Raw genomic sequence first — 24,322 nt, forward strand, 5'->3', positions numbered from 1 at the left:
ATAATTAGACTTTACACTAATTAGATCGCGTGGCAATCATCTCCCATGGCGGATGTGTTCAAGGCGCTGGCCCACCCGGTCCGGCGCGAGGTTCTGAAAGTGCTGCGCGAGGGACCTATGACGGCCGGCGATCTGGCCGACCGTTTTCCGGTCTCGAAACCGACGATGAGCGTGCACTTCAACACGCTCAAGGACGCCGGGCTGATCCGCGCGGAACGCCACGGCACGACGATCCGCTACCGCCTCAATGCCGGCGCGGCGGAAGAGGCGCTGGCCCTGCTCATGGGGCTGGTCGGTTCGAAAGGTGAAGAGGACACGGCATGATACGCATCGGTTTCCTGATCTCGCTGACCTGCCTGATCGTGGCCTGTGCCCTGGCGGCCTGGGGCTGGATGGCGACGCCCGAAGGCGCGCAGATCCCGGTCCATTTCGGCCCCACGGGCGAGGCCGACCGCTATGGCGGCAAGGCCGAGGCGCTGCTGACCATGCCGGCCTTTCTCGCCGGACTGACCCTGCTGATGAGCATTGTCCCGAAGATCGATCCGCGCGGCGACAATGTCCGCCGGTCCCGCGGTGTGCTCGTCACGGCCTGGATCATCGGCGCGGTCACCCTCCTCGGCGCGCAGGTGATGGCGGTCTACCACGCGCTTGGCGGCAGCATTCCGCCGGACATGATGGCACGCGGCGTCGTGCTCTTCATCGTCGTGACCTCGATCGTCATCGGCCTCGTCATCGCGCGGGCGCGGCCGAACTTCTTCGTCGGCGTGCGCACGCCCTGGACGCTGTCCTCCGACCTCTCCTGGGACAAGACCCACCGCTGGGCGAGCCGGGTCTTTCTTGCCATCGGCCTTCTCGGTCTCGTCGCCTTCTTCCTTCTGCCCCCGGCGACGGTCACGATCGGACTGATCGCGGCCATGCTCGCCGGGTCGCTGGGTCTCGCCATCTATTCCTGGTGGGTGTGGAAGAACGACCCGAAGCGCGAAACGCTCTCGCCTGAAGACGCGTGATCGCCTTGCGCAAAAGGCGGCAAGCGCGTAGTCGCTATGCCGCACTTGCGAAGGAAAGGATCAGTGATGGCGAAGGCGCGTGATGTGAAGAAGGTCGTGCTGGCCTATTCCGGCGGACTGGACACCTCGGTCATCCTGAAATGGCTGCAGGACGAATACGGCGCCGAAGTCGTCACCTTCACCGCCGATCTCGGTCAGGGCGAGGAACTCGAACCCGCGCGCAAGAAGGCGCTCGCCGCCGGTGTGAAGCCGGAGAACATCTTCATCGAGGATGTGCGCGAGGAATTCGTCGCCGACTACGTCTTCCCGATGGTGCGCGCCAATGCGCTCTATGAGGGGCTTTACCTCCTCGGCACCTCGATCGCGCGCCCGCTGATCGCCAAGCGCCAGGTCGAGATCGCGCACAAGACCGGCGCCGATGCCGTCGCCCATGGCGCCACCGGCAAGGGCAATGACCAGGTCCGCTTCGAGCTGGGCTTTGCCGCGCTCGACCCGTCGCTGAAAGTCATCGCGCCGTGGCGCGAATGGACGCTCAACAGCCGCGAGAAGCTGATCGCCTATGCTGAGGAGAACGGTCTGGAGATCCCGCGCGACAAGCGCGGCGAGGCCCCGTTCAGCGTCGACGCCAATCTCTGGCACACCTCGTCCGAGGGCAAGATTCTCGAAGACCCGTCGCAGGAAGCCAGCGACATCGTCTATCAGCGCACCGAGGACCCGGAGAAGGCGCCGGACACGCCGCAATACGTCACGATCAGCTTTGAGCGCGGCGACGCCGTCGCGATCGACGGCACATCCTGTTCGCCGGCCACGTTGCTGACCAAGCTGAACGAGTTGGGCCGCACCCACGGCATCGGCCGTCTCGACCTCGTGGAGAACCGCTTCGTTGGCATGAAGTCGCGCGGCATCTACGAGACGCCGGGCGGCACCATCCTGATGGCCGCCCATCGCGGCATCGAACAGATCACGCTCGACCGCGGCGCGATGCACCTCAAGGACGAGCTGATGCCGCGCTATGCCAAGCTGATCTATGAGGGTTTCTGGTTCTCGCCCGAGCGCGAGATGCTGCAGGCCGCGATCGACCTGTCACAGCGCCATGTCACTGGCGATGTCCGGCTGAAACTCTACAAGGGCTCGGTCAATGTCGTCGGCCGGTCCTCGCCGCACACCCTCTATTCGCTGGAGCACGTCACCTTCGAGGAGGACGACGTCTACGATCAGAAGGACGCCGAAGGTTTCATCCGCCTCAACGGCCTGCGCCTGCGCCTGCTGGCCGCGCGCCGCCAGCGTCTCGGGGAAAACGACTAGCCCGTTCCCGCTGGACCGGCCTGCCTGCGCATCGCATCCTCTCGGTGTAAGGAGGCGCGATGCGCATCGCCGTTGTCATCCGGTGGATCCTGACGCTTGCCCTGTGCGCCCCCGCACTGTGGCTTTCCTGGTGGATGATTGTCGAGGAACCCGTCAGGCCGGGCTATGGCCGGGATTCGGAGATCATCGCGCTCGGCCTCCTGTTTCCTCCTGTCTGGTCGCTCTTCACCGTGTTCTTCCTCAGGGGAAGACGCATTCTCGCACCGGTCCAGTTCGCCACGCTGAGCATCATGGCCCTGGTCTTCATGCAGGTGCTGATCCTCATCTGGTCGACAAATCTGAGCGCCATTCTGACAGGGTGGCTCGGCCGCGAGCCGGTCGACCGGTTTTCAGGGAGCGGGCTGCTTTTCACCCTTGTTGCGAGCCTCGGCTTCCTGCCGATGATTTACGCGACCTATGTCGCGCTCGAACGCCTGCCGCGACCGCTGGGCCTCGCGCACAGCCGATGACGGATTTGTCAGCTCCGTCACGGCATTGTCAGGTGGCGTGTTCCGGTGCGGCGGCTAGTCTGCCCCCGGATTGAATTTCAAAAGCCCTCGGGGGAGGTTCCGCATGTTTCGTTTCGCCCTGCCGGCGCTCGCCGCCTGTTGCCTGACATCCGCGCCGCTCGTCGCGCAGGATGACGCGCCCTTTTCACTGCAGGACGCCGCGACGGCGATGGCCGCCGAAGCGGGCCGTGCCGCGCAGGCGGGCGACTGGGAGGCCGCGCGCCGCGCGCTCGAAGCCGCACTGGCGCTGAAGCCGCAGCACCCCGCCTATCTGTCCGGCCTCGTCCGTATCGGGATGAATACCGGCGATACCGAACTGATTTTCGACGCGCTCGAACGCATGGCCGATGCCGGGCTCGCGGTCACGCTGTCCAGTCTCGGCGATGCGGACGAATCCCTGCGCACGATGCAGCCCGACCGCTATGCCGCGCTCGACGCCGCCATGGCGCGCCTGCGCTCGCCGGACGGGCAGGCCGAACGCGAGGCCACGATCGCCTATGACGGCCTGATCGAAGGCCTCGCCATGGACATCGAGACCGACCGTCTCTTCCTGTCGAGCGTGACCGGCCGGGAAGTCCTGCTGATCGAACCCTTCGACCGCGAGACCTATTCCGTCTTCGCCGATGCCGAGGACGGGCTTTATTCCGTATTCGGAATGGCGGTCGACAGCCGCAACCGCGTGCTCTGGGTGACGACGGGCGTTCTGCCCCAGACCGGCCTGCCGGAAGGCGAGAGCGGAGAGACCGCGCTGGTCGCGCTCGACCTGATCACCGGCGATGTCTACCGCCGCTACACGATCGACGGTGCGGACCGGATGGCCGATATCGCCGTACGCGACGGCATCGTCTACGTGACCGACAGCGGGGCCAACCGCATTTACCGGCTCCAGACCCTGAACAGCGATCTCGAACTCCTGTCGGATGATCCGCGCTTTGCCTCGCTTCAGGGCCTCGCCCTGGCGCAGGGCGGGCTTTACGTCGCGGATTATGCGCTCGGCCTGTGGCGGGTCGATCTGGATGACGGGGCGGCGACGCTCGTCCGCTCGGGTTCGGAAAGCCTCATCGGCATCGACGGTCTGGGCGCAACCCGCGACGGCGAACGCCTCATTGCGGTGCGCAACGGCATGAATCCGCACCAGGTCTTTGCCATCGACTTCGCGCCGCGCGGCCGCATCGTCTCGGGGACGGAAGTCCTGCTGCGCGGTCACGCCGATTTTGGCGAGCCGACGCTACTGGACGTCGAGGACGGCCGCGTCTGGCTCGTTGCCAATTCGCCCTGGGGTCTTTTCCCGGACGACGGCACCGGTCCGACCGGTACGGTCGATCCGCTCGTCGTTCTGGAGATCGATCTCGATTAACGTTTCATGGGATCTCCGTGAAAACGGGGTCCCGACACTTGAATATTGGCTGAAGCCAATTCCTTCTCCCCCGAGGGGAGAGGGGGAGTGCGCCGCTCCGACTATCCCTTCTTCTGGTCGATGATCGCCATCGTGCAGCGGGAAATGCAGACCAGCTTGCCCTGCTCGTTGGTGATGCGGATCGTCCAGACTTGCGTCGTGCGGCCCATCGCTTCGGGGCGGGCTTCGCCATAGACCCAGCCGCCGGTCACCGGCCGCAGATGGTTGGCATTGATCTCCATCCCGACCGCGGCCTTGGTCGCGGGATCAAGCGTCGCGAACGCGCCCTGGCTGGCCAGCGTTTCGGCCAGCGCGACCGACGCCCCGCCGTGAAGCAGGCCGAAGGGCTGTTTCGTGCGTTCGTCGACCGGCATGCGGGCCTTCAGCCAGTCGTCGCCGGCTTCGAGAATCTCCATGCCCAGATGCCCGTTCAGGCAGGTCTTCGCCGCCTCGTTGAAGGCGTCGATGGGGAATGTTCCGCCGTGCCAGATCGCCGCCATTGCTCTGTCTCCCTGATCATCGGGCCTTATCTAGGACCGGCGGCGCACATAGGGAACATGCGCGGCCGCATGGCCCGCAGACGGGACTGAGCCCCGGACTACGGCTTCGTCACGACCCCCAGCTCGATCAGGCTGTCGGCCGAGGCGAGGCTCATCGCCTCCATTCCGCAGGGCTGCCAGTTCAGATCGGTGCGTATGCGGCTGGTATCGAAGCGGCGCTCGACCCCCAGTGAAGGCAGGATGGATCGGACGGTCGGGTTGAACAATGCCACGATCCGCACCACGAAGCCCGGCAATTCGCCGGTCGGGATTTTCCAGCCCTCCGGTCCGTAGCGGGCATCAAGTACTTTCGCGATCTCGCTGAACCAGGCCTGCTTCTCGGTACAGATATAGCGTTTGCCGGCGGCTTCCGGTGTCGTCATCGCGGCGAGGTGTGCGGCGGCGACATCGCGGACATCCACGACCGGGAAACCGATCCGCGGACAGGCGGGAAGGGCGCGGGCCATCAGCTGGCGGACGATTTCCAGCGAGGTCGACATGTCCGCGGTAAGCGCCGGGCCGAGGATCGCGCCCGGATTGATCACCGAGAGCTCCATCCCCTTGGCCTCGGGGCTGGCAATGAAGTCCCAGGCCGCACGTTCGGCCAGCGTCTTCGACTTCTCGTAGGCCGAGACATTCGGCCCATCGAGGTCCGACCAGTCATTCTCGTCGAACACACGCCTGCCGGACTTGTCGTGTCCCGCGGAGACCGCCGCGACCGACGACGTCATCACGGTGCGCTTCACGCCGGCCTTCGCTGCGGCCTTCAGCACCCTCAGCGCGCCGTCGCGCGCCGGGCGGATCAGTTCGTCATCATCTTGCGGCTGCGAGAGCGGGAAGGGCGAGGCGACATGCATCACAGAGGTGCAACCGGCCACCGCCGCGTCCCATCCCGCATCGGCGGACAGATCGGCTTCGACCAGCGTCAGCTTCGTGTTGTCCGCTTCGCCCCGCCGCAGCGCGTAGCGGACTTCCGCCTCGCGCGTCAGGGAGCGCACCGTACCGCGAACCTCATAGCCCGCGGCGATCAGTTGAAGGATGCAGTGCTGCCCCAGAAAGCCGGTTGCACCGGTCACCAATACGCGGTCTGCCATGACGTTCTCCCCGCCTTTGCCTGCCCTACACTATGGAGCAGGACGGCGTCCGGTCCAGCGATCGCGGGATGATATTGCCTTGATCGCGCCCTTGCCTGCGCGTTAGCGTTGTGACCAGCCGGGAAGGGGAAATTCATGTCTGTCATCGCCTTGATCGCTGCCGCCGCGCTGCAAAGCGCCGACGCCGAGCTGCCGGGGACCGAGCACCGGCTCGACCGGGGCCGCAGCGACGGACAGAACACCTGGTCGCTCGGCCCTTGGTCCGGAACCTTCGGCGGCATGGCAAGGCGCGGCAGCCTGATCCCCGGCCGCAGCAACAATTACTCGCGCGCCAGCTTCACCATACACGGACCGCATTTCGAGGATGGCGAGGTCGGCGTCCGCTGCGAAGGCCGCGAATCCTCCTTCTCCATCGGCTGGATCGAATTCGACCGGGACGAGTTGGTCTATGCCTGTGACTTCTACCGGAACGAGGAATTGATCGACACGCGGTTCGAACTGGCCTTCTCGCAGGGGCGCGGCTTCCTCGACCGCATGTCACGCAATCGCCGGGCGGGAGAAATTCACCATGAAGGCCGCACCGTGCGTTTCGAGACCCTGCCCGTCGGCTCGGGCTTCCTGACCGGCCAGCCGGTCGCCGGCTACAATTATTATGACGGATCGGGCAACCACATCGGCCGCATGGAATACAACATGATGCGCCCGGACATTGCCGTCCCGCCGGACGGCTCGCCCGACCAGGAGGCGGTCTTGCTCGCCGCGCTCGCGCTTGTCTTCTTCATGGATCCGGCGAACGACGCGAACTAGCGCCGGCGGACCACCCGGATCAGCGCGCGGCCGAAAAGCGTGCCGAGCAGGAAGGCGCCGATCAGCACCAGCGCCATATTGGTCGTGAACGACCAGGTCAGGAAGTCGATCTCGACGAGGTCGAGATTCTGGACTGCGAAGATCACGATCAGGACGATGGTGATGACCGCGATGACCGTTCTGAACAGGCTCATGATGTGCTCCCTCGATGCGCCGCGAGTCTAGCTGACGGGCATGTCACCGAACAGCCGTTCCGCCCCTTCGTCCGACGTCTCCGACTCCGCCGGGTTGACCGGCTGGTCGGTGAAGCCTTCCAGGCCGCTGGCCGGCTCGGCATCGCGGCCGATCCGGACTTCGCTGGTCGTGTAGGCGGTCAACAGGCGGGCCACGCTCTGCAGCGCATTCATGTGGACGCGCTCATAGCCGTGCGAGGCGTCGATCCCGAAGGTCACGAGCGCGGTCCGGACATCGGCGCCGCCCTCGACGGCGGAGGCATTGTCCGACCGGTAGTGCCGGAACACGTCGCGCTGATAGGGAATGCCGCTTTCCTCGCACAGATCGACCAGCTTGTTGGTCAGGTGATAGTCGAACGGCCCGGTCATGTCGGCCATGCCGAGCGTCACGCCGGTTTCCCGGGAATTCTGTCCCGGTGCGCACGCCCCGTTGTCGACCGCGATCATCGAGGCGACGTCATGTGTCAGGATCGAGGACGCCCCGACGCCGATTTCCTCGGAAATCGAGAACAGGAAGAGCGTATCGACCGTCGGGGTGACATCGGCCTCGGTCAGCGCCTTCAGCGCCGTCAGCACGGCCGCGACGCCGGCCTTGTCGTCGAGATGGCGCGAGACGATGTAGCCGCTTTCGATGAATTCCGGCTGCGGATCGATGGCGATGAAGTCACCCGTCGCGATGCCATGGTCATGCAGGCCCGCAGCGTCATGCACCGCGATGTCGAGCCGCAATTCGACATGCTCCCAGCTCGTCGGTTGCGTGTCGATCTCGTCGCCATAGACGTGACCTGAGGCCTTCAGCGGCAGGATCGTCCCGCGATAGCTGCCCTGGCGGGTGAACAGCGTGCAGCGCGCGCCTTCGGCAAAGCGCGAGGACCAGTGCCCGATCGGGATGACCGAGACCCGGCCATTCTCCTGCAACCGGGCGACCTGCGCCCCAAGCGTGTCGATATGCGAGATGATGGCCCGCGCGGGCTGGGACTTCTCTCCCTTCAGCCGGGCGCGGATCGCGCCGCGGCGGGTGAGTTCGTATTCGACGCCGAGCCGCCCGAGCTCCTCGCCGCACCAGCGGGCGATCTGGTCGGTATAGCCCGACGGGCTGGGGATGGAGAGCAGGGTCTCGAGCGTGTCCCGAAGATAGCCGGAATCGATCTCGCATTGGCTCATGAGCGGTCTCCGCTGCGTTCGTGTCGGATCGTCTGGGGAAAGAGCAGGTCGACGAAGCGTTCCGCCGTCGGCTGCGGTTCGTGATTGGCGAGGCCCGGACGTTCGTTCGCCTCGATGAAGATGAAGTGCGGCGCGTCTGGAGCCTCGACGATGAAGTCGAGCCCGGCGACCGGGATGTCGATTGCTTCGGCGGCAGCGCGCGCGGCCTTGGCGATGGCGGGATGTAGGATGTCGGTCACGTCGTGCAGCGTGCCGCCGGTGTGGAGATTCGCCGTACGCCGCACTTCCAGCCGCGTGCCCTGCGGCAGGACGTCGTCGAAGCCGAACCCGCCTGCCACGACGCAGCGCTCCGTCTCGGTGTCGAGCGGAACCGTCGATTCGCCGTCGGTGGAGGCCGCGCGGCGGCGGCTGAGGCCTTCGATCAGCTCCCGGACGGTCTTGGCACCGTCGCCATGGATGGCCGGGCGTTTGCGCAGCGCCGCCGCGACCACCTCGCCGCCGATTACGATGACGCGCAGATCGTCCCCCGGCGCATAGGTTTCAACCAGCACGTCGGGGCAATAGGTGCGCGCGGCCTCTATGGCGGTATCGAGCCCGTCTTCCGACTGGATGTCGACCGTCACGCCGCGCCCCTGCTCGCCGCGCACCGGTTTCACGACGACCGAACCGGCGCGTTCCAGCAGCGCCAGGGCCGCGTCGCGGTCATTGCCGTCGGCGGCTTCCGCCACGGTCAGACCGATCTCGGTCATCAACCGCCGCGTTACCGCCTTGTCGTCGCACCGGCTCATCGCGATGGCGGTCGTCAGTTCACTGAGCGACTCGCGGCAGACGATCGCCCGTCCGCCGTGCGAAAGGCGGAAGAAGCCGCCCTCGCTGTCGAGAACATCGACTGCGATACCGCGGCGCCGCGCCTCGTCGACGATGATCCGCGCATAGGGGTTGAGACCGGTCTCCATCGGCTCGCCGGTGAAGAGTTTCTCATTGATCGGGTTCTTGCGTTTCACCGTGAAGGTCGGTGCGCGCTCGAATCCCATCCGTTCGTAGAGCCGGATCGCGGACTCGTTGTCATGGATCACGGACAGATCCATGTAGCGCCGGCCGCGCGCCGCGAAATGCGCCGCCAGATGCCGTGTCAGCGCCTCGCCGATCCGCGCATGGCTGGCGCGGTGATCCACTGCCAGGCACCACAGCGAGGAGCGGTGCTCCGGGTCGCCGAAGGCGCGTACATGGTCGACACCCGTGACCGATCCGATGATGTCGCCGGTCTTGCTGTCCTCCGCGACGAGATAGGTCAGGGCGCGATTGTCCCGGTTGTTCCAGAAGAATTCCGGATCGACACCGACCATGCCGCACGAGGCATAGATCCGGTTCACCGCCTCGGCATCCTTGCGCGACCCCAGCTTGCGGATCACGAAGCCGCGCGGCGGATCGGCGCTCAGCCGCGCCGCCGAGAGATCCAGCTGATAGGTGTGCGAGGGATCGAGAAACAGGTCGAGCGGGGCGAGTCCGAGCAGGACGTGCGGGTCGCGGACATAGAAGCAGATGTCGCGGCGGTCCGGTTCTTCCCGCTTGAGGAGCTCGACGAGGTCGGACGCTTCGGAAAATGTCTGTGCAAAGATCAGCCGGCCCCAGCCGCAATCGATCCAGGCATTGGACCGGGTTTCCGCAGATGAGTCCGGATCGATCCGCGATGAACGGTCGGGCGTCTGCAGTGCCTTTTCGCGCTTTCGCTTCAGGCGGTGCTGAACGGCCTTGGCGGCCCGGTTTCGCGTACCCGTCGTCATGCCGCCGCCCCGTCATGCGCGTCCAGCCAGAGGGCCAGCACTCCGACCTGCCACAGCTTCGAGCCGCGCAGCGGCGTGATCTGGCCTTCCGGATCGGCGAGCAGGGAGTCGACATAGCCGGCCTGAACGAGGCCACGGCCCCGGAAAGCCTCTGACGTCACCGCGTCGCGCACCATGTCGAGATAGGGGCCCCGCAGATATTTCAGTGCCGGAACCGGGAAATAGCCCTTCGGCCGGTCGATCACTTCATGGGGCAGAATGTCCCGCGCGATCGATTTCAATATGCCCTTGCCGTTCTCGCGCAGATGGTGCTCCGGCGGACAGCGCGCGGCCAGCTCGATCACCTCGTGATCGAGGAAGGGCACGCGCGCTTCCAGCCCCCAGGCCATGGTCATGTTGTCGACCCGCTTCACCGGGTCGTCGACCAGCATGACGTTGGAATCGATCCTGAGCGCCTTGGACAGGGGCCGGTCGGCACCGTCCTGCGCGAAATGCTCGCGGACATAATCGCCGGCATGGTCGCCGCCCATCCATTGCGGCTGCAGCACCTCCGCCATTTCGGCGTGATCACGGTCGAAGAAATGTTCGCGATAGGTCGCAAGCGGATCGTTGGCCGTATCCATGGGCGGATACCAGTGATATCCGGCGAAGGCCTCGTCCGCGCCCTGGCCGGACTGGACGACCTTCACATGCTTCGAGACCTCCTCCGACAGGAGGTAGAAGCCGACGCAGTCATGGCTCGTCATCGGTTCGGCCATCGCGTCGATCACACGCGGCAGGGCCGGCAGGGCGCGTTCGGTCGCGACCTCGATCTTGCGGTGGTCGGTCTCGAAACGCTTGGCGACGATGTCGGAATATTCGAACTCGTCGCCCTTCTCCGTGCCCACCGTCTCGAATCCGATCGAGAAGGTCTTCAGATCCTTCGCGCCGGCCTCGGCCAGCAGTGCCACGATCATCGAGGAATCGAGCCCGCCCGAAAGCAGCACGCCGACCGGCACATCGGCGACGAGGCGGCGCTTCACCGACTTCCGCAGCGCCTCGGCGATGCGCGCCTTCCAGTCGTCGAAACCCAGGGCGCGCTCGTCCGCGGCCGTATTGTAGTCCGGCGTCCAGTAGCGGTGCTGCTTGCGCCGTCCATCGGGTTCGATCTCGAGGATAGTTGCTGGCGGCAGTTTCCTGATGCCGTTGAACAGGGTTCGCGGTGGCGGCACGACCGCATGGAAGGAGAAATAGTGATTGAGCGCGACCGGATCGATCGACCGGTCGATATCGCCCGCCGCCAGAAGCGCCGGCAGGGTCGAGGCGAAGCGCAGCCCGCCCGGACGTTCCGCGAGATAGAGCGGCTTGATGCCCAGCCGGTCGCGCATCATCGTCACCCGCCCGCTGTCACGTTCGGTGATGACCGCGGCGAACATGCCGTTCATGCGCTTGGGCAGGTCATGGCCCCAGGCGTGAAAGCCCTTGAGGATCACCTCGGTGTCGCTGTCGGAGAAGAAGCGGTAGCCCTTCCCTTCCAGCTCCTTGCGCAATTCGCGGTGATTGTAGATGCAGCCGTTGAAAACGAGGGTCAGACCGAGATCGCTGTCGACCATGGGCTGCCGGCCGGCTTCGCTGAGGTCGATGATCTTCAACCGCCGGTGCGCCAGGCCGTGCGGCCCCGCAATGATCAGCCCGTCTCCATCAGGCCCGCGCGGGGCCAGACGCTGCGCCATCCGGGACAAGACTTCGGGATCGACCCTGTTTCCATTAAAGGACAAGTCACCGGCAATGCCGCACATGGAGTACTTCCCTCGCGTCTTGTAGTTATTATTCTGTATTTCAGCCGAATTTCACCGGCGCAGATGGTCTCCGGTTAATATAAGGGCGCAATACGGGTTTCAAGGAAAGCGGGGCGCTTTCACTCTGCAGCACAATAACTTTCCCCTGCGATCGAGGTTCCCGAACTGATGGGAAAATTTCCTGTTTCGACGCACTTTGACTGCGTTTTTCCGTTCGGAAGAATTCGATTGCCACGACGTGCTGCACGTGCGAAAAAACAAGTGTTCCGCGCCGCGCGTAGAGGACGGCATTGACCGTTTGCGGCGCGCGTTGACCGCGCAATTGTCACAGTGATCGTTGCCGTATGAGATGCGCCCCGGTTGTCCGAGAACGGATTTCCGGTGAGGCGCGCCGTCAGGCAGCTGGTCTACGCAAGCTTCCTAAATTGAAATTGCCAGCCGCGCCGGGCCGAGCGTCCGCGCGGCGGGCTTGTATATGGAATTTCGAATTGACCGAATTCAGTACGCTGGGTCTGTCCCAGCCCCTCCTCCGCGCCCTGTCGGACGAGAACTATGTCGAAGCCACCCCGATCCAGTCGAAAGTCGTGCCCGCCATGATGGCTGGCCGCGACATTCTCGGCACCGCCCAGACCGGCACCGGCAAGACGGCTGCCTTCGTCCTGCCGCTGCTTCACCGGATTCACGCCGATGCCATGCGCCCCGAGCCGAAGGGCTGTTCGGCGCTGATCCTGGCGCCGACGCGTGAGCTGGCAAACCAGATCGCCGACTCCGTCCGCACCTATGGCCGCCATACCCGTCCGTCCGTGGCGATCGTCATCGGCGGCGCGAAGGCCGGCCAGCAGGTCCGCGCCATGGCCAAGGGCGTCGATATCCTCGTCGCCACGCCGGGCCGCCTGCTTGACCTGATGGGGTCGGGCGCGATCCGCATCGGCGCGACCTCTTCCGTCGTCCTCGACGAAGCCGACCAGATGCTCGATCTCGGCTTCATGCCGGCGATCCGCCGCATCCTGGCCGCCCTGCCGAAAGACCGGCAGACGGTCCTGCTCTCGGCGACCATGCCGAAGCAGATCCGGGCGCTGGCCAACGACTTCCTGACCAATCCGGAATCGATCGCCGTCGCGCCGGTCTCCCGTCCGATCGAGCGGATCGACCAGTCGGTCATCCATATCGACCGCGGCGGCAAGACCGGCCAGCTGGTTGCGCTGATGCGCGGCGAGGGCGTCGACCGGGCGATCATCTTTACCCGGACGAAGCGCGGCGCCGACAAGGTCTGCAAAACGCTGCAGACAGCCGGTATCGAGGCGTCGGCCATCCACGGCAACAAGAGCCAGAACCAGCGCGAGCGCACGCTGAAAGCCTTCCGTTCCGGCCAGGTCCGCGCACTCGTGGCCACCGATATCGCCGCGCGCGGCATCGACATCGATGACGTCTCGCACGTCATCAATTTCGAGCTGCCGAACGTGCCGGAATCCTATGTCCACCGGATCGGCCGCACCGCGCGGGCCGGACGAGCGGGCGTCGCCGTGTCGCTGTGCGATGCGTCGGAACGGCCCTACCTCAAGGATATCGAAAAGCTGATCGGTGCCAGCGTTCCGGTGCGCCAGCGCGAAGTCCGCCCCGACGACCTGCCGACTCCGGCCGCCGTCGCCGAGGCCGAGCGCGAGGAGCGTCAGCAACGCCCGCAGCGTCCTCACTCCGGTGGCCAATCCCGCAAGCCGAACCGCAAGCCGCGCCCGTCCGAATCCGGCCGGGATCCGGGCCGCGGTCCGCGCCGCGACCGCAAGGCGGACGAAGCCGGGCTGAAACAGCTCCTGGCGGAAGCCGAAACCTCGCCCAAGCGCCGCCGTCCGCGCCGTCGCCGGAAGAATTCCGTCCAAGCTGCCTCCTGAGGCTGCAACACACCGCCGTCCGCGCCGCGTTGGCTGGTTCAGCCGGCGCGGCGCCGGTCGGCGTGAGCCTGCAACAGCGCGTGGTAGAGCCGGATATTGCGCACATAGCGCACCGGCTCGTGTCCGCGCGCATAGCCATGCGGGACGGTGGAATAGAATTCCTGCTGCGTCAGCAGGGGGAAGATCTCGCGGATATCGGTCCAGTCGTCCGGATCCCGGCCGCTCCGCCGCGCCAGGCGCCGCGCATCGAGCAAATGGCCGTACCCGACATTGTAGGCGGCGAGCGCCATGTAGAGCCGGTCGTCGCCTTCGACACCCTCGGGCACACGCTCATACATGCGCTCCAGATAGGTCGCGCCGCCCTGGATGGATTGCGCCGGATCGGTGCGGTCGCGCACGCCAAGCTCGCGTGCGGTCGGAAGCGTCAGCATCATGATGCCGCGCACGCCCGTCGGACTGACCGCATCCCGGTCCCAGTGCGATTCCTGATAGCCTTGCGCCGCCAGCAACAGCCATTCGAAGGGCCGCGCTCGTGCGGCGCGCTGGAAGAGCGGTTGCAGCGGCGGCAGACGCCGCGAAACGCGGCGGATGAAAGTCGTGACTTCGACATAGTCGAAATCGTCCGCATGCCCGTACCAGCGCTCGTCGAACTCGGCGAGCAGACCGGTCCGGTGCGCATCGGCGAAGAAGGCGTCTAGCCAGGTCCCGAAGGCGTCGGGGTCATCTTCGCTTGTCAGCGGTTGCGGCAACACCCAGGCGAAGGTCTGCTCATCGGACAGGCGGAGCGGCGTCGTCAGTTCCGGATGCTCAAGCCGCGCCAGTGCGATGACATTGGAGTCCGCGACCGTGCAGTCATGCTGGCCGCGCGACACGCGTTCGATCAGGCGCAGAGCGGAGGGTGAAGGCCGGGTCGTATAATCGATCCCGGCATGCTCGCCCTGCAGCCGGTCGAGCGTCTCCGCATGGCTGGAACCGGCAACGACAACGAGGTCGAGACCGGCGAGATCGCCGCGGTCGGCGATCCGCTCCGTATCCGGGTGGCAGACGAGGGTTTCACGAACGGTCTTGTAGGCGGGCCCGAAGGTCAGGCGCGCCCGGCGCGCTTCCGTCACAGTGATGCCGGCCGCGGCCAGATCCCCCTCGCCGGCCTCGATGGCGGAGAGGAGGCTCTCCAGGTCGTCATGCACGATGAAGCGGACATCGACATCCAGCGCCTCGGCTGCGGCCTCAGCCAGATCGACCTCATAGCCTTCCGGCCCGTCCGGTCCGCGCTGCCAGGTGGTCGGTGCCTCGGTCGTCAGGACAACGAGTTCGCCTGAGTCCGTGATCTCGGTGAGGGTGCGCGCTTCCCGTCCTGCATCGCCCCCTTCCCCATCCCCGGAGTCGTTGCACCCCGCCAGCGCCAGAATGGCCAGGGCGGGGACGGCGCAACGAAGGTCTCGGGGAAACATGGTTCTGGGAGCGGCTCGCTTTCTGCAGAAGGGATCAGCTTGCATAACGCAAACCCTGCATCCGGAGTTTCCGATAGCGGAATATTTACGCTCCCCGGTTTAGGTGTTTCTCAACAAGAGGGTGGGGCAACATGCGTCCGGCTGCAAATCTCTGGATGGTTCTGCTGTTCGCGGTCGTCGCGTCTTCGGCGGCGGCCATTGTCGCCTATTCCGCCAATTCCGAACGGCAGCACCGCCTCGTTGTCGAGGAGATGACCCGCGACATCACCGAGCGCGCCAATCGTCAGCGTGCCCTGTTCGAGGATGTCGGCCAGGCCCATTTCGCTGCGCAGCGCACCTTCCTGCGCCGCTACAACGCGCTTCAGGGGCAGGACGTCACGGCGACGTTCAACCGCCTCTTCCCCCGCCAGTTCGACGGGACCCACCGCAGCCGCGACGATCTGTTCGACGGCGGCGGTCTGGACGCCGGCGACGACGTGTACGGCATGGGCGCTTTCATTCCGGATGCGGCGGCCATGACCGCTGACCGCCAGCGCATCATCCTTGCGGCCTTCCAGACCGTGCGCCAACACGGGGAGGCGCTCCATGCGACCGTCGACAATCTCTACTTCTTCACGCCGTACAACGATCTGATCATGTTCGGCCCGGACCGGGCCGACCGGCTGCAATTCTATCGCCGTGAAGCCCCGGCCGATTTCGACTTCCAGGATGAGAGTCTCGCCCGGGTCGTCGGACTGCAGACCAATCCGCGCGGCGTTACCGCCTGTACCGCCTTGCGCCGGCTGATCTACGTCACCGACGGCTCGGCGCTGACCACGGGCTGCCACACGCCCGTCCGGGTGAACGGCCGGCATATCGGCGCGTTCGGCGTCACGATTGCCATGGGGGATTATCTTGCGACGTCTGTGCAGGACGCCGAGCCGCACACCGAGAACATGATCCTGACGCGTGACGGGGATCTGATCGCCCACCGCGACCTTGTGGGGGTCGATCCGCTGACCCCGGCGGCGGTGACTGCCGCCGAGGCGTCCGCCCGCTCGGGCGAGTTTGCCCAGCGCATCCGCAATGACGGACGGCAGAGCGGCGCCTTCCGGACGTCGGACGGGCGGATTGTCGGCTTTGCCCGGATCGATACGCCGGGCTGGTTTTTCGTCTCGGTGCAGCCCGACTGGCTCGCGCACAGCCGGACCTCGCACCTTGCCTTCCTGGTCTTCGTCTGCACCTTCCTCGGCATCCTTGCGCAGTCTGCGCTGGTGGCCGGTGTGATGTGGTGGCGGTCGCAGCCGCGCCGGGCCGCCTGGGCGGCCTGACGCGGCTCTTCCCTAGAAGCTGTAGACGATCGCCGCGCGGAAATTCCGGCCCGGCAGCGGCACCTGGTCCTTCAGGACGGAGGTGTGCAGGCGGACCTCCTCGTCGGTCAGGTTGCGGCCCTCGAGGATGAAGCGCACGTCGCGCTCGGTGAAGGGCTGCCAGGTCCAGCGCGCATTGGCCAGGACATAGCTTTGCGTTTTCAGTTCGAAGGCCGCGGTGTCGTTCTGCACATCGGCCCATTCGAGCGAGGCGTGCAGTTCGTGCGCGCCGCGCTCCGCCGTCACGCCGCCGGCGATGGAGAGCGGCGGGATGAAGGGCAGATTGCCCCCGCCGTCGATCTCGGCGCTCACATACTCGGCCGTCAGTTCGCCGGACAGGTCCCAGCCGTGCAGCTGTCCCAGTTCGCGTTCGAAGCGGGCCTCGAAACCGGTGAAGGTCGCATCGACGGCGCGGAATTCGAACACCGGCAATTCGTCGATTTCGGCACCGGTCGGGAACAGGCCGATGAATCCGTCGAAGCCGGCGCGGAAGACCGCGGCTTCGAGATCGCCGCCAAACACCGGCGTGCGGGCCGTGAATTCGAGCGACAAGGCCGTTTCGACATCGAGCGATGCGTCACCGACCTCGTAGGAACTGGTCGCCGGGTGCGGACCGTCGGCAAACAGTTCGACATCGGTCGGGGCGCGTTCGCTGCGTGACAGCGTCACGGCGAAGAACTGGTCCCGGACCGGCCGGAAGAAGACCGAACCCGACGCGCTGACCGTCGAGAAGTCGCGGTCGCCCGCCAGAGAGGACAGGTCGCGTTGCTCAAGACGCAGCCCGCCTTCCAGCCCCCAGTCGCCGGCATCCCAGCGCTGTACGGTGAAGATGCCCTGATCCTCGGTCACCGAGGCGGGCACGAAGGCCTCGTCGCCCAGCGCGGCGAAGTCGCGCCGGAAGGCCTGGATGCCGACCGCGCCTTCCCAGGTTCCGGCCCCGAGCGTGACCGGCTCGAACCGGCCCTCGACGCGGCCTTCCCAGCCCTCATTGGTGAACAGCGTTCCGACCGCCCCGCCCTCGACCTCGGCGTGCTTGTAGTCGGCCATGCCGAGGGAGAAGCGGACGCTGTCGAGCGGCACGCCGCCGGGCAGGTCCACCTCGCCGCGGACGTCCCAGCGGTTCTGGACCATGTCGATGTAGACGGCCTCTTCCTCGTCGTCTTCGTCCGCGGCGAAGGCGGGAAGAAGATCGTCATGGTGATCTTCCTCGTCATGATGATGCGCGTGGCCGGGTACGCCGTACTGGCTCTCCGACGAGCGGTAGGCCACGCCGACAAAGCCCCAGTCCTGTATGAGCGAGACACCGACCGAGGCGCTCTGCGTGTCGAGCCAGGTATTCTCCACCGTGCCGATCGCTTCTTCCTCGTGATCATGGTCATCATCGTCATCATGCGCGAAACCGGGACGGTTTTCGTCGTCATGATGCTCGTCCTCCTCGAGCAGGCGGTAGAGCTCGGATTCGGCATAGCCGGGGATGTCGTAATCCTCGGCGGTGCGGTTCATCACCTCGGCGGTGAAGACGAAGGGCCCCGCGCCGATCCGCGCGCGTGCCGCGGCGGTCCGGCCTTCATCGACGCTGGTCGCGCCGAGATAGATCCGGCCGTCCACGAGACCGTCGACCGGCGCGTGCGGAATGCGGCCGTCGATCACATTGACCACGCCGCCGATCGCGCCGCCGCCATAGGCGATGGCGGCCGGTCCGCGCAGGATCTCGATCTGCTCGGCCTCGAGCGCCTCGGACTGGACCGCGTGGTCCGGGCTGGCGGTGGAGGCGTCGATCAGGCCGGTGCCGTTGACCAGCACCATGACCCGGTCAGCGCCGAGACCCCGGATGACCGGGCGGCTGGCGGCGGGGCCGAAATAGGTGGTCGACACGCCCGGTTCGTGCGCGATCGTGTCGGCCAGCGAACCGGCGAGATTGTCCTCGATATGGCGCTGGTCGACGACCTCGACCGCGCCGGTCACCTCGTCGGTCGTGGTCCGGAGCACGCTCGACGTGACGATGATCACGTCGCGCTCGTCGGGCGTTTCGCTGCCGCTCTGGGCGAGCGCGGCGGCCGGGATGAGAAGGGAAAGGCTCGCGCCGGCAAGGAGGACGCGGCGGGCGGAAGCAGGGCGGGAAGAGGAACGCTTCATGACATGTGTATCCGGATCTGACGGGTAGACGGCCGGCGCGCCTTGAACGGGCGCAGCCGGAACGGGGTCAAATGACGGATCGGATCACCGGATCGCGGACGGGATCACACGGGGGCCGCTGGTCTCTCCAGACGGATTGCGGGCGTGATCCGGGTCCGGCTCGTTTCGGTCAGAGCCGGTCCGTCAGGTCAGATCAGGGATGGGGGTCCGCGGGCGGGCGGGCTCGGCGGGCCGCGCGCGGTAATGGGGCCCAGTTCCGCGCCGGGCAGGGCCGGGGCGTCCGCAAGCGCGATGCGTACCAGAGCGGCATCGGCCGGGGCCAGTATGCCGCCATGGTGGAAGGGCGCATGGCAGAGCGGGCATTGCGTGTCGTGGCCGGCCGGTAGCGGAACCGCCGGCTGGCCGTCATCGGCCGCGATATAGACGGCATGCGCCGGGGCGCTGGCGATAAGCACGGGGTCATGGCTGTGCCCGCGCGCCACACCGCCCTGAAATGCCATGAACGCAGCCACGACGAGGCCCAGGGCCAGCCGCATCCATGCGGCGGCCGGAACGGGCCGGACTGTCGTGGCGCTGGCCTTCATCACACTCGCCAAACGGTTTCAGACAGCCCTAATATGGGGCGCCTATGTGATAATGTCACGTGACGGGGATGTAAGGTGGGGGTGGGCGCTCCAGCCGAACCGTCAATAGCCCACAGAGAGCCCTTTGACCTCTACTGGCACCATTCCTTAGGCACTAAGTAGCGGTTCCGCCGATCGTATCTGTCACGCTGGGACTGCTTTTAATACGCGCACGATACACGAGGGCGAAGGTGAACCGGTACCATCAATCGTTCGAAGCATTTAGCAGAGGTAGTATCTACTCGCCATGGTCAGAATCTAAATCCGAGTAAACTTCCAGATGGGTTAGTATCAGTAAGAGTCATGCAAATATAATCGTCAACATCAAAGCTACTGGTGAAATCGTTCATTGGCAGCATATCTCTATTCATCGTCAAAATGTACTGGAAGTTCTTGCTTTCCGATTCAGCTGCAGCCAACTCAATCGCATGCGCTCTCTGCCGCGAATCAACACCATCAAAAATAGTACTGTCGTGAACCAGAAAATCGATCCCAATTCCCTGGTCCATCGCAAAAGAAATTAAAGCTAGGTCGAAACAGAAGATCTTCATCTTCCCGATGCCTTCACTAGGGCTGCCTTCGATTTCGACATCGAATTTGTAGCCAGACTCCGCTATATCAATTACCAAGCGGCCCGCCCGCTCATAAAGCGCCTCAGAAAATTCGGAAAAATAATTCAGAGATTTAGTCCAAATCGCCCGCCGCTCCTCGTAGTCATCTAACGCTGATTTCTTCAACTCAACGGTTTCGACTTTGATCTCGTCCGACCTGTTGGTCATCTGGTGAACTTGGCTAATCCGCTGGATCGTGGCTTCCAATGCCTGTTTGGATTCTGAATAGCGATCTTGAAGTTTGACGAACTCATCCAAGGCTCCATGGCTTTGTAAAACCGCCATAAGCTCCTGTCGACGTGCTGCAAATTTCTCCATTTCGAACTCCCGAGCGGATATTGCCTTTTCTAGCGAAGCGATCTCCTGCTCTACGAACCGCTTCCGGTTCTCCACAATCTGTTTATTGAAAGCTCTTGCCTCAGCTAATGTACGAATAACAGAGTCGGGTAGGGTAACACCCGCTTCCTCATATAATGCGTCAAGGCGCTTGTCGTCCGACGGTCTCTCGGACTCTATTGAATACCTATAGCTTTCAATTCTACGACGGTCATAGCTGTTTGCGTTCGCTAATGCGTGAAGCTGCCGAGTTAAATCATTAGTTTCGCGTTCAATCGCTCGGTACTCTTCCAACACCCTGAATTCTTGTAGTGCCTTCGTTTGAAATGCGACCCTTTTCGCCAACGCCGCCCGTTGCGCCTCTAATTCCCCAATTGAAGAGAGTTCACCATCGATAGCGCCGGTTTTAATGGCATTTCGAAGAGCGTCTAATGCGCTGCCTTGATCTTTGAGCTCTTGCCACTTACTCGCCTTGGTCCAATCCAAACCAAGAAGCAGTGCGTTCGAGAGCTGAATATTCCACGTTTTTTGATTGGCGAAATGCTTGAACGGCGACACGTACGCTGACAACCCCCGCCGAATGAAATAGGGGATCAATGAACGCGCTGTCGGTTTGTATTTCCAGCTCCCAACGGCAGCTGGAGTGAGAGAAAAAAATGCCCAACCCAGAACGGTCTTCCATTGGTCTGCCTTAAGAGCAAACCTTCCGTCCTCACAGCGCTTGGGTGCTATCGGCCAACCGGAGAAATCCCCATCGCAATAGATCAAATTTGGCTCTGCGGGAGACCTCGAAATTTTAACGCGGTTGCCCCTCAAGGAGAGATCCAGGGTAAATGTTGTATCTTGTACTCGCTCGGATGATATCCCTTCATTCTTTGATTTTGTGCCGCCCAAGCAGAAGTCAATTATTTCAATGAGTGTAGTTTTTCCAACGCCATTTGTCGTGTCTTTATCGCCTGCCGCCTCTGTGCGATCAGCAAGCACGATATTCAGCCCAGATTTAAAGCTGACCGATCTAAATGTTGGGAGGTCGGCGGAAACTCCGAAAATCATCGCTCACACCTCGAAATAAGACCGTCGTTAAATTCTATCAAACCAAAAATATAGAGAAGGTCAGCAGCCAAGACGAAGCGTTCGAAGGTGCCAACACTTTGCTCATCACGAACGCTTTCCCATAAGCCAGAAACTGTATCCGGCTGCGTCAGCGATTTCAGAAGCGTTAAAGCGACACCCAACAGGGCGTCGTTCTCAGAGACATGTTTTGTTGGAAGAATCATTTTTCGAAAACTTCGCATAATTCAAAAAGGTATACGAGAACAGCTAGTCCAGCGCTTCGCTCGGCCTGACTGGACATACCCTGTTGAGCAAAGCTGCACATCAATTCAAAAAGGGCATCTCCTTTTTGGCCCTCTTTGATCAGACGGTAATATTCTATCAAGAAGCCCGCTTTCAGCTTCTCGGGAAAATCGGCATCCAAGCGAGTTTCGGCGCTCACAAACTCAGAAACGACCTGCTGAGAAACTAAGCCCGCAATAATGATGTTCTTTGATCGAATTGAAAGTTGATTTTTGTCTATTTTTTCTTGTGGGGGTAGCAGTGAAAAATCCGAGATTTTTGGCGCTGCATCCTGATTGGATACCCAACTAACGGCATTTGCCAATTCACCAAACGCGACTTCTGAGAAACCGGCGCTGATCGCCTCGCTCACTCTTCTTTCGTGTTCAGACTTCAATTCAAGCAGGCTTTCGGTAGGCCAGTCGTCTGCGGCCTTGTCGATTAACGTGTGATGCGTGGGGCACATGAAAATAAGGTTTTCCAACGCGTTACGTTGTTCGTCAGCCATGGAAGCATCATAGCGAGCAGAATCCGGCTTCTCTCCCGCGATGTGAGCGGCTTCGGCGACCAATTTGTCAGAACCCTCTTTAGCTTCTAACACCAACTCGGCGCCGCATTTTGGATAAGCGCAACGGTTACCGCTCCGGAATGCTAATGCAATCTTGGTTGGATAACTCGCTCCCACAAGCACCCCCGAAAATGATTTGAAAAGACCGAAGTTTAACGCAATCTACTCCGAAAATCACAGAGCGCTATAAGAGTCGGTCTAAGATTCTGCGCTTCCAACGCATATACCTACAGGCATACTCAGACACCTTCCACGCATGCCATCGCACCCCAACGAGGGCAAGCATCTCAATGATGAGATTTTTGGGAAGGATGGCGCGTAGCGCGTCCGGTCCGCCTTCGCTGAAGCTCCGGCGCGACATCCATCGCTCGAATTCAAGGGTGTGGCTCGCCGGGCCGAAGCTCGCGCAGCGCGCTCAGGGCCCCTGCCGGGGCATTCCAAACCTATTTTCGACCCACCGGGTCGAAAATTTTGTGAAACAAACCGGTTTGGAATGGTGCCCAGGAGAGGACTCGAACCTCCACTTCCATACGGAAACCAGCACCTGAAGCTGGCGCGTCTACCAGTTCCGCCACCTGGGCAGGTGTTGGAGAGCGGGCGGAATACTCCGGTCGCGGGCGGGCTGTCAACGTACCAATCAGCACAAGCGTCACAAAGCTCTGCGAACGGGCGGAAAACCGCCCAATCCTTGGCCTCGTCCCGCCTATTCCCCGCTCTTGTCTTTCAGCTTGCCCGCGATGGCGCGGGCGTCTTCCGCGCCGCGGCGGACATGGACGAGATCGCCCGGTTCCGACCAGGAGGGCCGGAGCGAGTCCGAGGCGAGGATCACCGCGCCATAATCGCCCATCGCTTCGAGCGCGGCGCGGTTGAACAGGCGCTGCGAGGCGGCATCGTCCTGGAACAGGTGCTTGGCCGGTGGGTCGCGGAAGGTGGGAACCGCGTCCTCGACCGGGCTGCGCACCGGAAGAACGGGCTCTTCCTTTTCGTGGCGGAAACGTCTGCGTCTCATTCCTCGATCCTCCCCTGCGGGTTCGGAGATTTGACATAGGGCGGTTCGGACAGGCCGTCGCCCGTGGCCTTGCGCTTGACCCATTTGAAGCCCTCGCGCTTGGTGATGACGGCGACATCGACCGGCCCGCCGACGCCTTCCGGCCCGAGGCTCATCCGCATCTTGACCGAAGTCAGGTGGACGAGCGACTCCGCCAGCCAGGCCATCTCGTCGGGCGGCATGCCCTGCAGCGTCGCGGCGAACGGCCCCAGATGCATGTCACGGATATAGTCGCGCAGATAGTCGAGGAAGTGCCGGATCAGATCGTCGGAGACCTGGATATTCTCCGTCGACAGCCGGTTGGCGATGTCCTCGTTGGGCGCGAGATCGCGGATCACCCGCTCGCCATTGAGGCGGATCAGGTCGCGGAACACGGTCAGCGCATAGTCGAGGAAGTGCGGATCCACCCCGTGGACGAGGGAGATCATCACATTCCTGACCGCGAAGGGCAGAACGTCGGAGGGGTGGTCGGTGGTGATCTCGCTCTCGGTGCGGACCGAGGCGGCGAGCCGGCCGGCGATCACGCCGTCGCTTTCCATGTTGACGAGCGAGGGGAAGGTGTCGCGCGTGCCGAAGCCGGAAATCACGACGCCGGAGCGCGCCACCGTCTCGATATCGGCGCGGATCAGGAGGTGGAGGAGGCGCTTGAGCTGCGCCCGCATCGGCTTGTCGAGCTTCTCCCCGATCTGGTCGGACAGCATCGATTCGAAGCGCTCGATCATCTCCGGATAGGCGCGTTCGAATTCGGCCTGGGTGATGTCTTCCAGCGCCGGGTGGACGCGGCGCGCCTCGACATCGCGGATCAGCGGCTCGAGCGAGCGGTTGACGAGCGCGCTCGCCTCGATGGCTTTCAGGAAGGGCGCGGTCTTGGTCAGCGCCGCCAGCTCGGTGTCGCGGCGGGAGAATTCCTGGAAATTGCGGGCGTATTCGAAGAAGTCGCGCGACCAGGCATGCACGTCGGCGCGGGCGGTCGCGCCATGGGTCTCGCGGAATTCCTTGATGATGACTTCCCACGGCACGCGCATGAATTCCGCATTGCCATAGATCATCACCCCGACCGGGTGATCGCGCGACAGGGCAAACAGCTTGTCGACGCTGTCATAGGTCTTCACCGTCAGGCCCGACCCGAACATGGCTTTCGAATCGGCGGCCAGGGCGGTCGCCTGCTTGTTGAGTAGAGCGACTTCGGCCGTCATGACACGCAACTCTTGAACACGATTTCCCCCCGCTTGCCGTTAACCATTAGCAAGCCATCTCGGGCGTGGGGAGTCGCTTCGCGTGTGCGGCGAGCCGCGTGTGCTGTCAGGGCGGGGCGCAGCAC

At 63.7% G+C, this 24,322-nt stretch carries 22 protein-coding genes and 1 tRNA gene; 8 read left to right on the forward strand and 15 right to left on the reverse strand.

What is annotated here, in order from left to right:
* Positions 1-45 precede the first annotated feature (45 nt).
* The 5 genes from L5876_RS11035 to L5876_RS11055 all read left to right on the forward strand — a co-directional run bounded on the left by L5876_RS11035 (position 46) and on the right by L5876_RS11055 (position 4,217).
* Positions 46-324, forward strand: coding sequence for a metalloregulator ArsR/SmtB family transcription factor (locus L5876_RS11035; RefSeq protein ID WP_039712510.1), 279 nt, complete (start codon positions 46-48; stop codon positions 322-324).
* Positions 321-1,007 carry an SdpI family protein gene (locus L5876_RS11040; RefSeq protein ID WP_236956414.1) on the forward strand — a complete coding sequence of 229 codons (687 nt, stop codon included), beginning with the start codon at positions 321-323 and terminating at the stop codon, positions 1,005-1,007. The genes L5876_RS11035 and L5876_RS11040 overlap by 4 nt, the downstream gene beginning before the upstream one ends.
* A 66-nt stretch (positions 1,008-1,073) precedes the next feature.
* Positions 1,074-2,312: an argininosuccinate synthase gene (locus tag L5876_RS11045; protein WP_236956415.1), complete on the forward strand. Its 1,239-nt coding sequence runs from the start codon at positions 1,074-1,076 to the stop codon at positions 2,310-2,312.
* A 59-nt stretch (positions 2,313-2,371) separates the two neighbouring features.
* Positions 2,372-2,821 (forward strand): hypothetical protein, encoded by a 450-nt coding sequence (locus tag L5876_RS11050; RefSeq protein WP_236956416.1) that lies wholly within the window; start codon positions 2,372-2,374, stop codon positions 2,819-2,821.
* A gap of 103 nt (positions 2,822-2,924) precedes the next feature.
* Positions 2,925-4,217, forward strand: a complete 1,293-nt coding sequence (locus L5876_RS11055; RefSeq protein WP_236956417.1) for a hypothetical protein — start codon at positions 2,925-2,927, stop codon at positions 4,215-4,217.
* A gap of 101 nt (positions 4,218-4,318) precedes the next feature.
* Here L5876_RS11055 and L5876_RS11060 read toward each other — a convergent pair whose 3' ends face one another.
* Together L5876_RS11060 and L5876_RS11065 are read right to left on the reverse strand one after the other, a co-directional pair.
* A complete protein-coding gene (locus L5876_RS11060; protein ID WP_236956418.1) occupies positions 4,319-4,756 on the reverse strand; it encodes a hotdog fold thioesterase in 438 nt (145 codons plus the stop codon).
* 98 nt (positions 4,757-4,854) lie between these two features.
* A complete protein-coding gene (locus L5876_RS11065; protein WP_236956419.1) occupies positions 4,855-5,889 on the reverse strand; it encodes an aldehyde reductase in 1,035 nt (344 codons plus the stop codon).
* A gap of 135 nt (positions 5,890-6,024) precedes the next feature.
* Between L5876_RS11065 and L5876_RS11070 the strand changes: the two genes are divergently transcribed.
* Positions 6,025-6,696, forward strand: coding sequence for a hypothetical protein (locus tag L5876_RS11070; protein ID WP_236956420.1), 672 nt, complete (start codon positions 6,025-6,027; stop codon positions 6,694-6,696).
* On the opposite strand, the gene L5876_RS11075 is transcribed toward L5876_RS11070, so the two are convergent.
* From L5876_RS11075 to L5876_RS11090, 4 genes are read right to left on the reverse strand one after another with little or no spacing between them, the layout of a single operon-like run.
* Positions 6,693-6,890, reverse strand: a complete 198-nt coding sequence (locus L5876_RS11075) for a hypothetical protein (RefSeq protein ID WP_236956421.1) — start codon at positions 6,888-6,890, stop codon at positions 6,693-6,695. The genes L5876_RS11070 and L5876_RS11075 overlap by 4 nt on opposite strands.
* Positions 6,891-6,917: 27 nt before the next feature.
* Positions 6,918-8,093 (reverse strand): osmoprotectant NAGGN system M42 family peptidase, encoded by a 1,176-nt coding sequence (locus tag L5876_RS11080; protein WP_236956422.1) that lies wholly within the window; start codon positions 8,091-8,093, stop codon positions 6,918-6,920.
* Positions 8,090-9,877 carry an N-acetylglutaminylglutamine synthetase gene (gene ngg, locus L5876_RS11085; RefSeq protein ID WP_236956423.1) on the reverse strand — a complete coding sequence of 596 codons (1,788 nt, stop codon included), beginning with the start codon at positions 9,875-9,877 and terminating at the stop codon, positions 8,090-8,092. The genes L5876_RS11080 and ngg overlap by 4 nt, the downstream gene beginning before the upstream one ends.
* Positions 9,874-11,655, reverse strand: coding sequence for an N-acetylglutaminylglutamine amidotransferase (locus L5876_RS11090; RefSeq protein WP_236956424.1), 1,782 nt, complete (start codon positions 11,653-11,655; stop codon positions 9,874-9,876). The genes ngg and L5876_RS11090 overlap by 4 nt, the downstream gene beginning before the upstream one ends.
* A gap of 488 nt (positions 11,656-12,143) precedes the next feature.
* Here L5876_RS11090 and L5876_RS11095 point away from each other — a divergent pair, with 488 nt between their 5' ends.
* Positions 12,144-13,544, forward strand: coding sequence for a DEAD/DEAH box helicase (locus tag L5876_RS11095; protein WP_236956425.1), 1,401 nt, complete (start codon positions 12,144-12,146; stop codon positions 13,542-13,544).
* Between the two features lie 38 nt (positions 13,545-13,582).
* Here L5876_RS11095 and mltF read toward each other — a convergent pair whose 3' ends face one another.
* On the reverse strand, positions 13,583-14,995 hold the full coding sequence (gene mltF, locus L5876_RS11100) for a membrane-bound lytic murein transglycosylase MltF (RefSeq protein WP_236956426.1): 1,413 nt from the start codon (positions 14,993-14,995) through the stop codon (positions 13,583-13,585).
* Between the two features lie 131 nt (positions 14,996-15,126).
* On the opposite strand from mltF, the gene L5876_RS11105 reads away from it, so the two are divergent.
* A complete protein-coding gene (locus tag L5876_RS11105; protein ID WP_236956427.1) occupies positions 15,127-16,305 on the forward strand; it encodes a hypothetical protein in 1,179 nt (392 codons plus the stop codon).
* A gap of 12 nt (positions 16,306-16,317) precedes the next feature.
* Here L5876_RS11105 and L5876_RS11110 read toward each other — a convergent pair whose 3' ends face one another.
* From L5876_RS11110 to L5876_RS11145, 8 genes are all read right to left on the reverse strand, one after another.
* Positions 16,318-18,480: a TonB-dependent receptor gene (locus L5876_RS11110; RefSeq protein ID WP_236956428.1), complete on the reverse strand. Its 2,163-nt coding sequence runs from the start codon at positions 18,478-18,480 to the stop codon at positions 16,318-16,320.
* A 188-nt stretch (positions 18,481-18,668) separates the two neighbouring features.
* A complete protein-coding gene (locus L5876_RS11115) occupies positions 18,669-19,064 on the reverse strand; it encodes a hypothetical protein (RefSeq protein WP_236956429.1) in 396 nt (131 codons plus the stop codon).
* A gap of 290 nt (positions 19,065-19,354) precedes the next feature.
* Positions 19,355-21,103 (reverse strand): DUF2326 domain-containing protein, encoded by a 1,749-nt coding sequence (locus L5876_RS11120; RefSeq protein WP_236956430.1) that lies wholly within the window; start codon positions 21,101-21,103, stop codon positions 19,355-19,357.
* The gene (locus L5876_RS11125) at positions 21,100-21,327 is read right to left on the reverse strand and encodes an ABC-three component system middle component 6 (protein WP_236956431.1); all 228 of its coding nucleotides are present in this window, start codon (positions 21,325-21,327) and stop codon (positions 21,100-21,102) included. Before L5876_RS11125 ends, L5876_RS11120 begins: the two co-directional genes overlap by 4 nt.
* Positions 21,324-22,070 carry an HNH endonuclease signature motif containing protein gene (locus L5876_RS11130; protein ID WP_236956432.1) on the reverse strand — a complete coding sequence of 249 codons (747 nt, stop codon included), beginning with the start codon at positions 22,068-22,070 and terminating at the stop codon, positions 21,324-21,326. The genes L5876_RS11125 and L5876_RS11130 overlap by 4 nt, the downstream gene beginning before the upstream one ends.
* A gap of 377 nt (positions 22,071-22,447) precedes the next feature.
* A tRNA-Leu gene (locus tag L5876_RS11135) sits at positions 22,448-22,534 on the reverse strand.
* Positions 22,535-22,656: 122 nt separating this feature from the next.
* Positions 22,657-22,962, reverse strand: a complete 306-nt coding sequence (locus L5876_RS11140; RefSeq protein WP_236956433.1) for a hypothetical protein — start codon at positions 22,960-22,962, stop codon at positions 22,657-22,659.
* On the reverse strand, positions 22,959-24,197 hold the full coding sequence (locus L5876_RS11145; protein WP_236956434.1) for a hypothetical protein: 1,239 nt from the start codon (positions 24,195-24,197) through the stop codon (positions 22,959-22,961). The genes L5876_RS11140 and L5876_RS11145 overlap by 4 nt, the downstream gene beginning before the upstream one ends.
* Positions 24,198-24,322: the final 125 nt, after the last annotated feature.

The organism is Hyphobacterium sp. SN044 (genome assembly GCF_021864465.1).
Lineage (GTDB): Bacteria > Pseudomonadota > Alphaproteobacteria > Caulobacterales > Maricaulaceae > Hyphobacterium.

Excerpts from the sequence above, each read along its gene's own strand:
- L5876_RS11035 (WP_039712510.1), top strand. The coding sequence starts at position 46 with ATGGCGGATGTGTTCAAGGCGCTGGCCCACCCGGTCCGGCGCGAGGTT.
- L5876_RS11040 (WP_236956414.1), top strand. The coding sequence starts at position 321 with ATGATACGCATCGGTTTCCTGATCTCGCTGACCTGCCTGATCGTGGCC.
- L5876_RS11045 (WP_236956415.1), top strand. The coding sequence starts at position 1,074 with ATGGCGAAGGCGCGTGATGTGAAGAAGGTCGTGCTGGCCTATTCCGGC.
- L5876_RS11050 (WP_236956416.1), top strand. The coding sequence starts at position 2,372 with ATGCGCATCGCCGTTGTCATCCGGTGGATCCTGACGCTTGCCCTGTGC.
- L5876_RS11055 (WP_236956417.1), top strand. The coding sequence starts at position 2,925 with ATGTTTCGTTTCGCCCTGCCGGCGCTCGCCGCCTGTTGCCTGACATCC.
- L5876_RS11060 (WP_236956418.1), bottom strand. The coding sequence starts at position 4,756 with ATGGCGGCGATCTGGCACGGCGGAACATTCCCCATCGACGCCTTCAAC.
- L5876_RS11065 (WP_236956419.1), bottom strand. The coding sequence starts at position 5,889 with ATGGCAGACCGCGTATTGGTGACCGGTGCAACCGGCTTTCTGGGGCAG.
- L5876_RS11070 (WP_236956420.1), top strand. The coding sequence starts at position 6,025 with ATGTCTGTCATCGCCTTGATCGCTGCCGCCGCGCTGCAAAGCGCCGAC.
- L5876_RS11075 (WP_236956421.1), bottom strand. The coding sequence starts at position 6,890 with ATGAGCCTGTTCAGAACGGTCATCGCGGTCATCACCATCGTCCTGATC.
- L5876_RS11080 (WP_236956422.1), bottom strand. The coding sequence starts at position 8,093 with ATGAGCCAATGCGAGATCGATTCCGGCTATCTTCGGGACACGCTCGAG.
- ngg (WP_236956423.1), bottom strand. The coding sequence starts at position 9,877 with ATGACGACGGGTACGCGAAACCGGGCCGCCAAGGCCGTTCAGCACCGC.
- L5876_RS11090 (WP_236956424.1), bottom strand. The coding sequence starts at position 11,655 with ATGTGCGGCATTGCCGGTGACTTGTCCTTTAATGGAAACAGGGTCGAT.
- mltF (WP_236956426.1), bottom strand. The coding sequence starts at position 14,995 with ATGTTTCCCCGAGACCTTCGTTGCGCCGTCCCCGCCCTGGCCATTCTG.
- L5876_RS11105 (WP_236956427.1), top strand. The coding sequence starts at position 15,127 with ATGCGTCCGGCTGCAAATCTCTGGATGGTTCTGCTGTTCGCGGTCGTC.
- L5876_RS11110 (WP_236956428.1), bottom strand. The coding sequence starts at position 18,480 with ATGAAGCGTTCCTCTTCCCGCCCTGCTTCCGCCCGCCGCGTCCTCCTT.
- L5876_RS11115 (WP_236956429.1), bottom strand. The coding sequence starts at position 19,064 with ATGAAGGCCAGCGCCACGACAGTCCGGCCCGTTCCGGCCGCCGCATGG.
- L5876_RS11120 (WP_236956430.1), bottom strand. The coding sequence starts at position 21,103 with ATGATTTTCGGAGTTTCCGCCGACCTCCCAACATTTAGATCGGTCAGC.
- L5876_RS11125 (WP_236956431.1), bottom strand. The coding sequence starts at position 21,327 with ATGATTCTTCCAACAAAACATGTCTCTGAGAACGACGCCCTGTTGGGT.
- L5876_RS11140 (WP_236956433.1), bottom strand. The coding sequence starts at position 22,962 with ATGAGACGCAGACGTTTCCGCCACGAAAAGGAAGAGCCCGTTCTTCCG.
- L5876_RS11145 (WP_236956434.1), bottom strand. The coding sequence starts at position 24,197 with ATGACGGCCGAAGTCGCTCTACTCAACAAGCAGGCGACCGCCCTGGCC.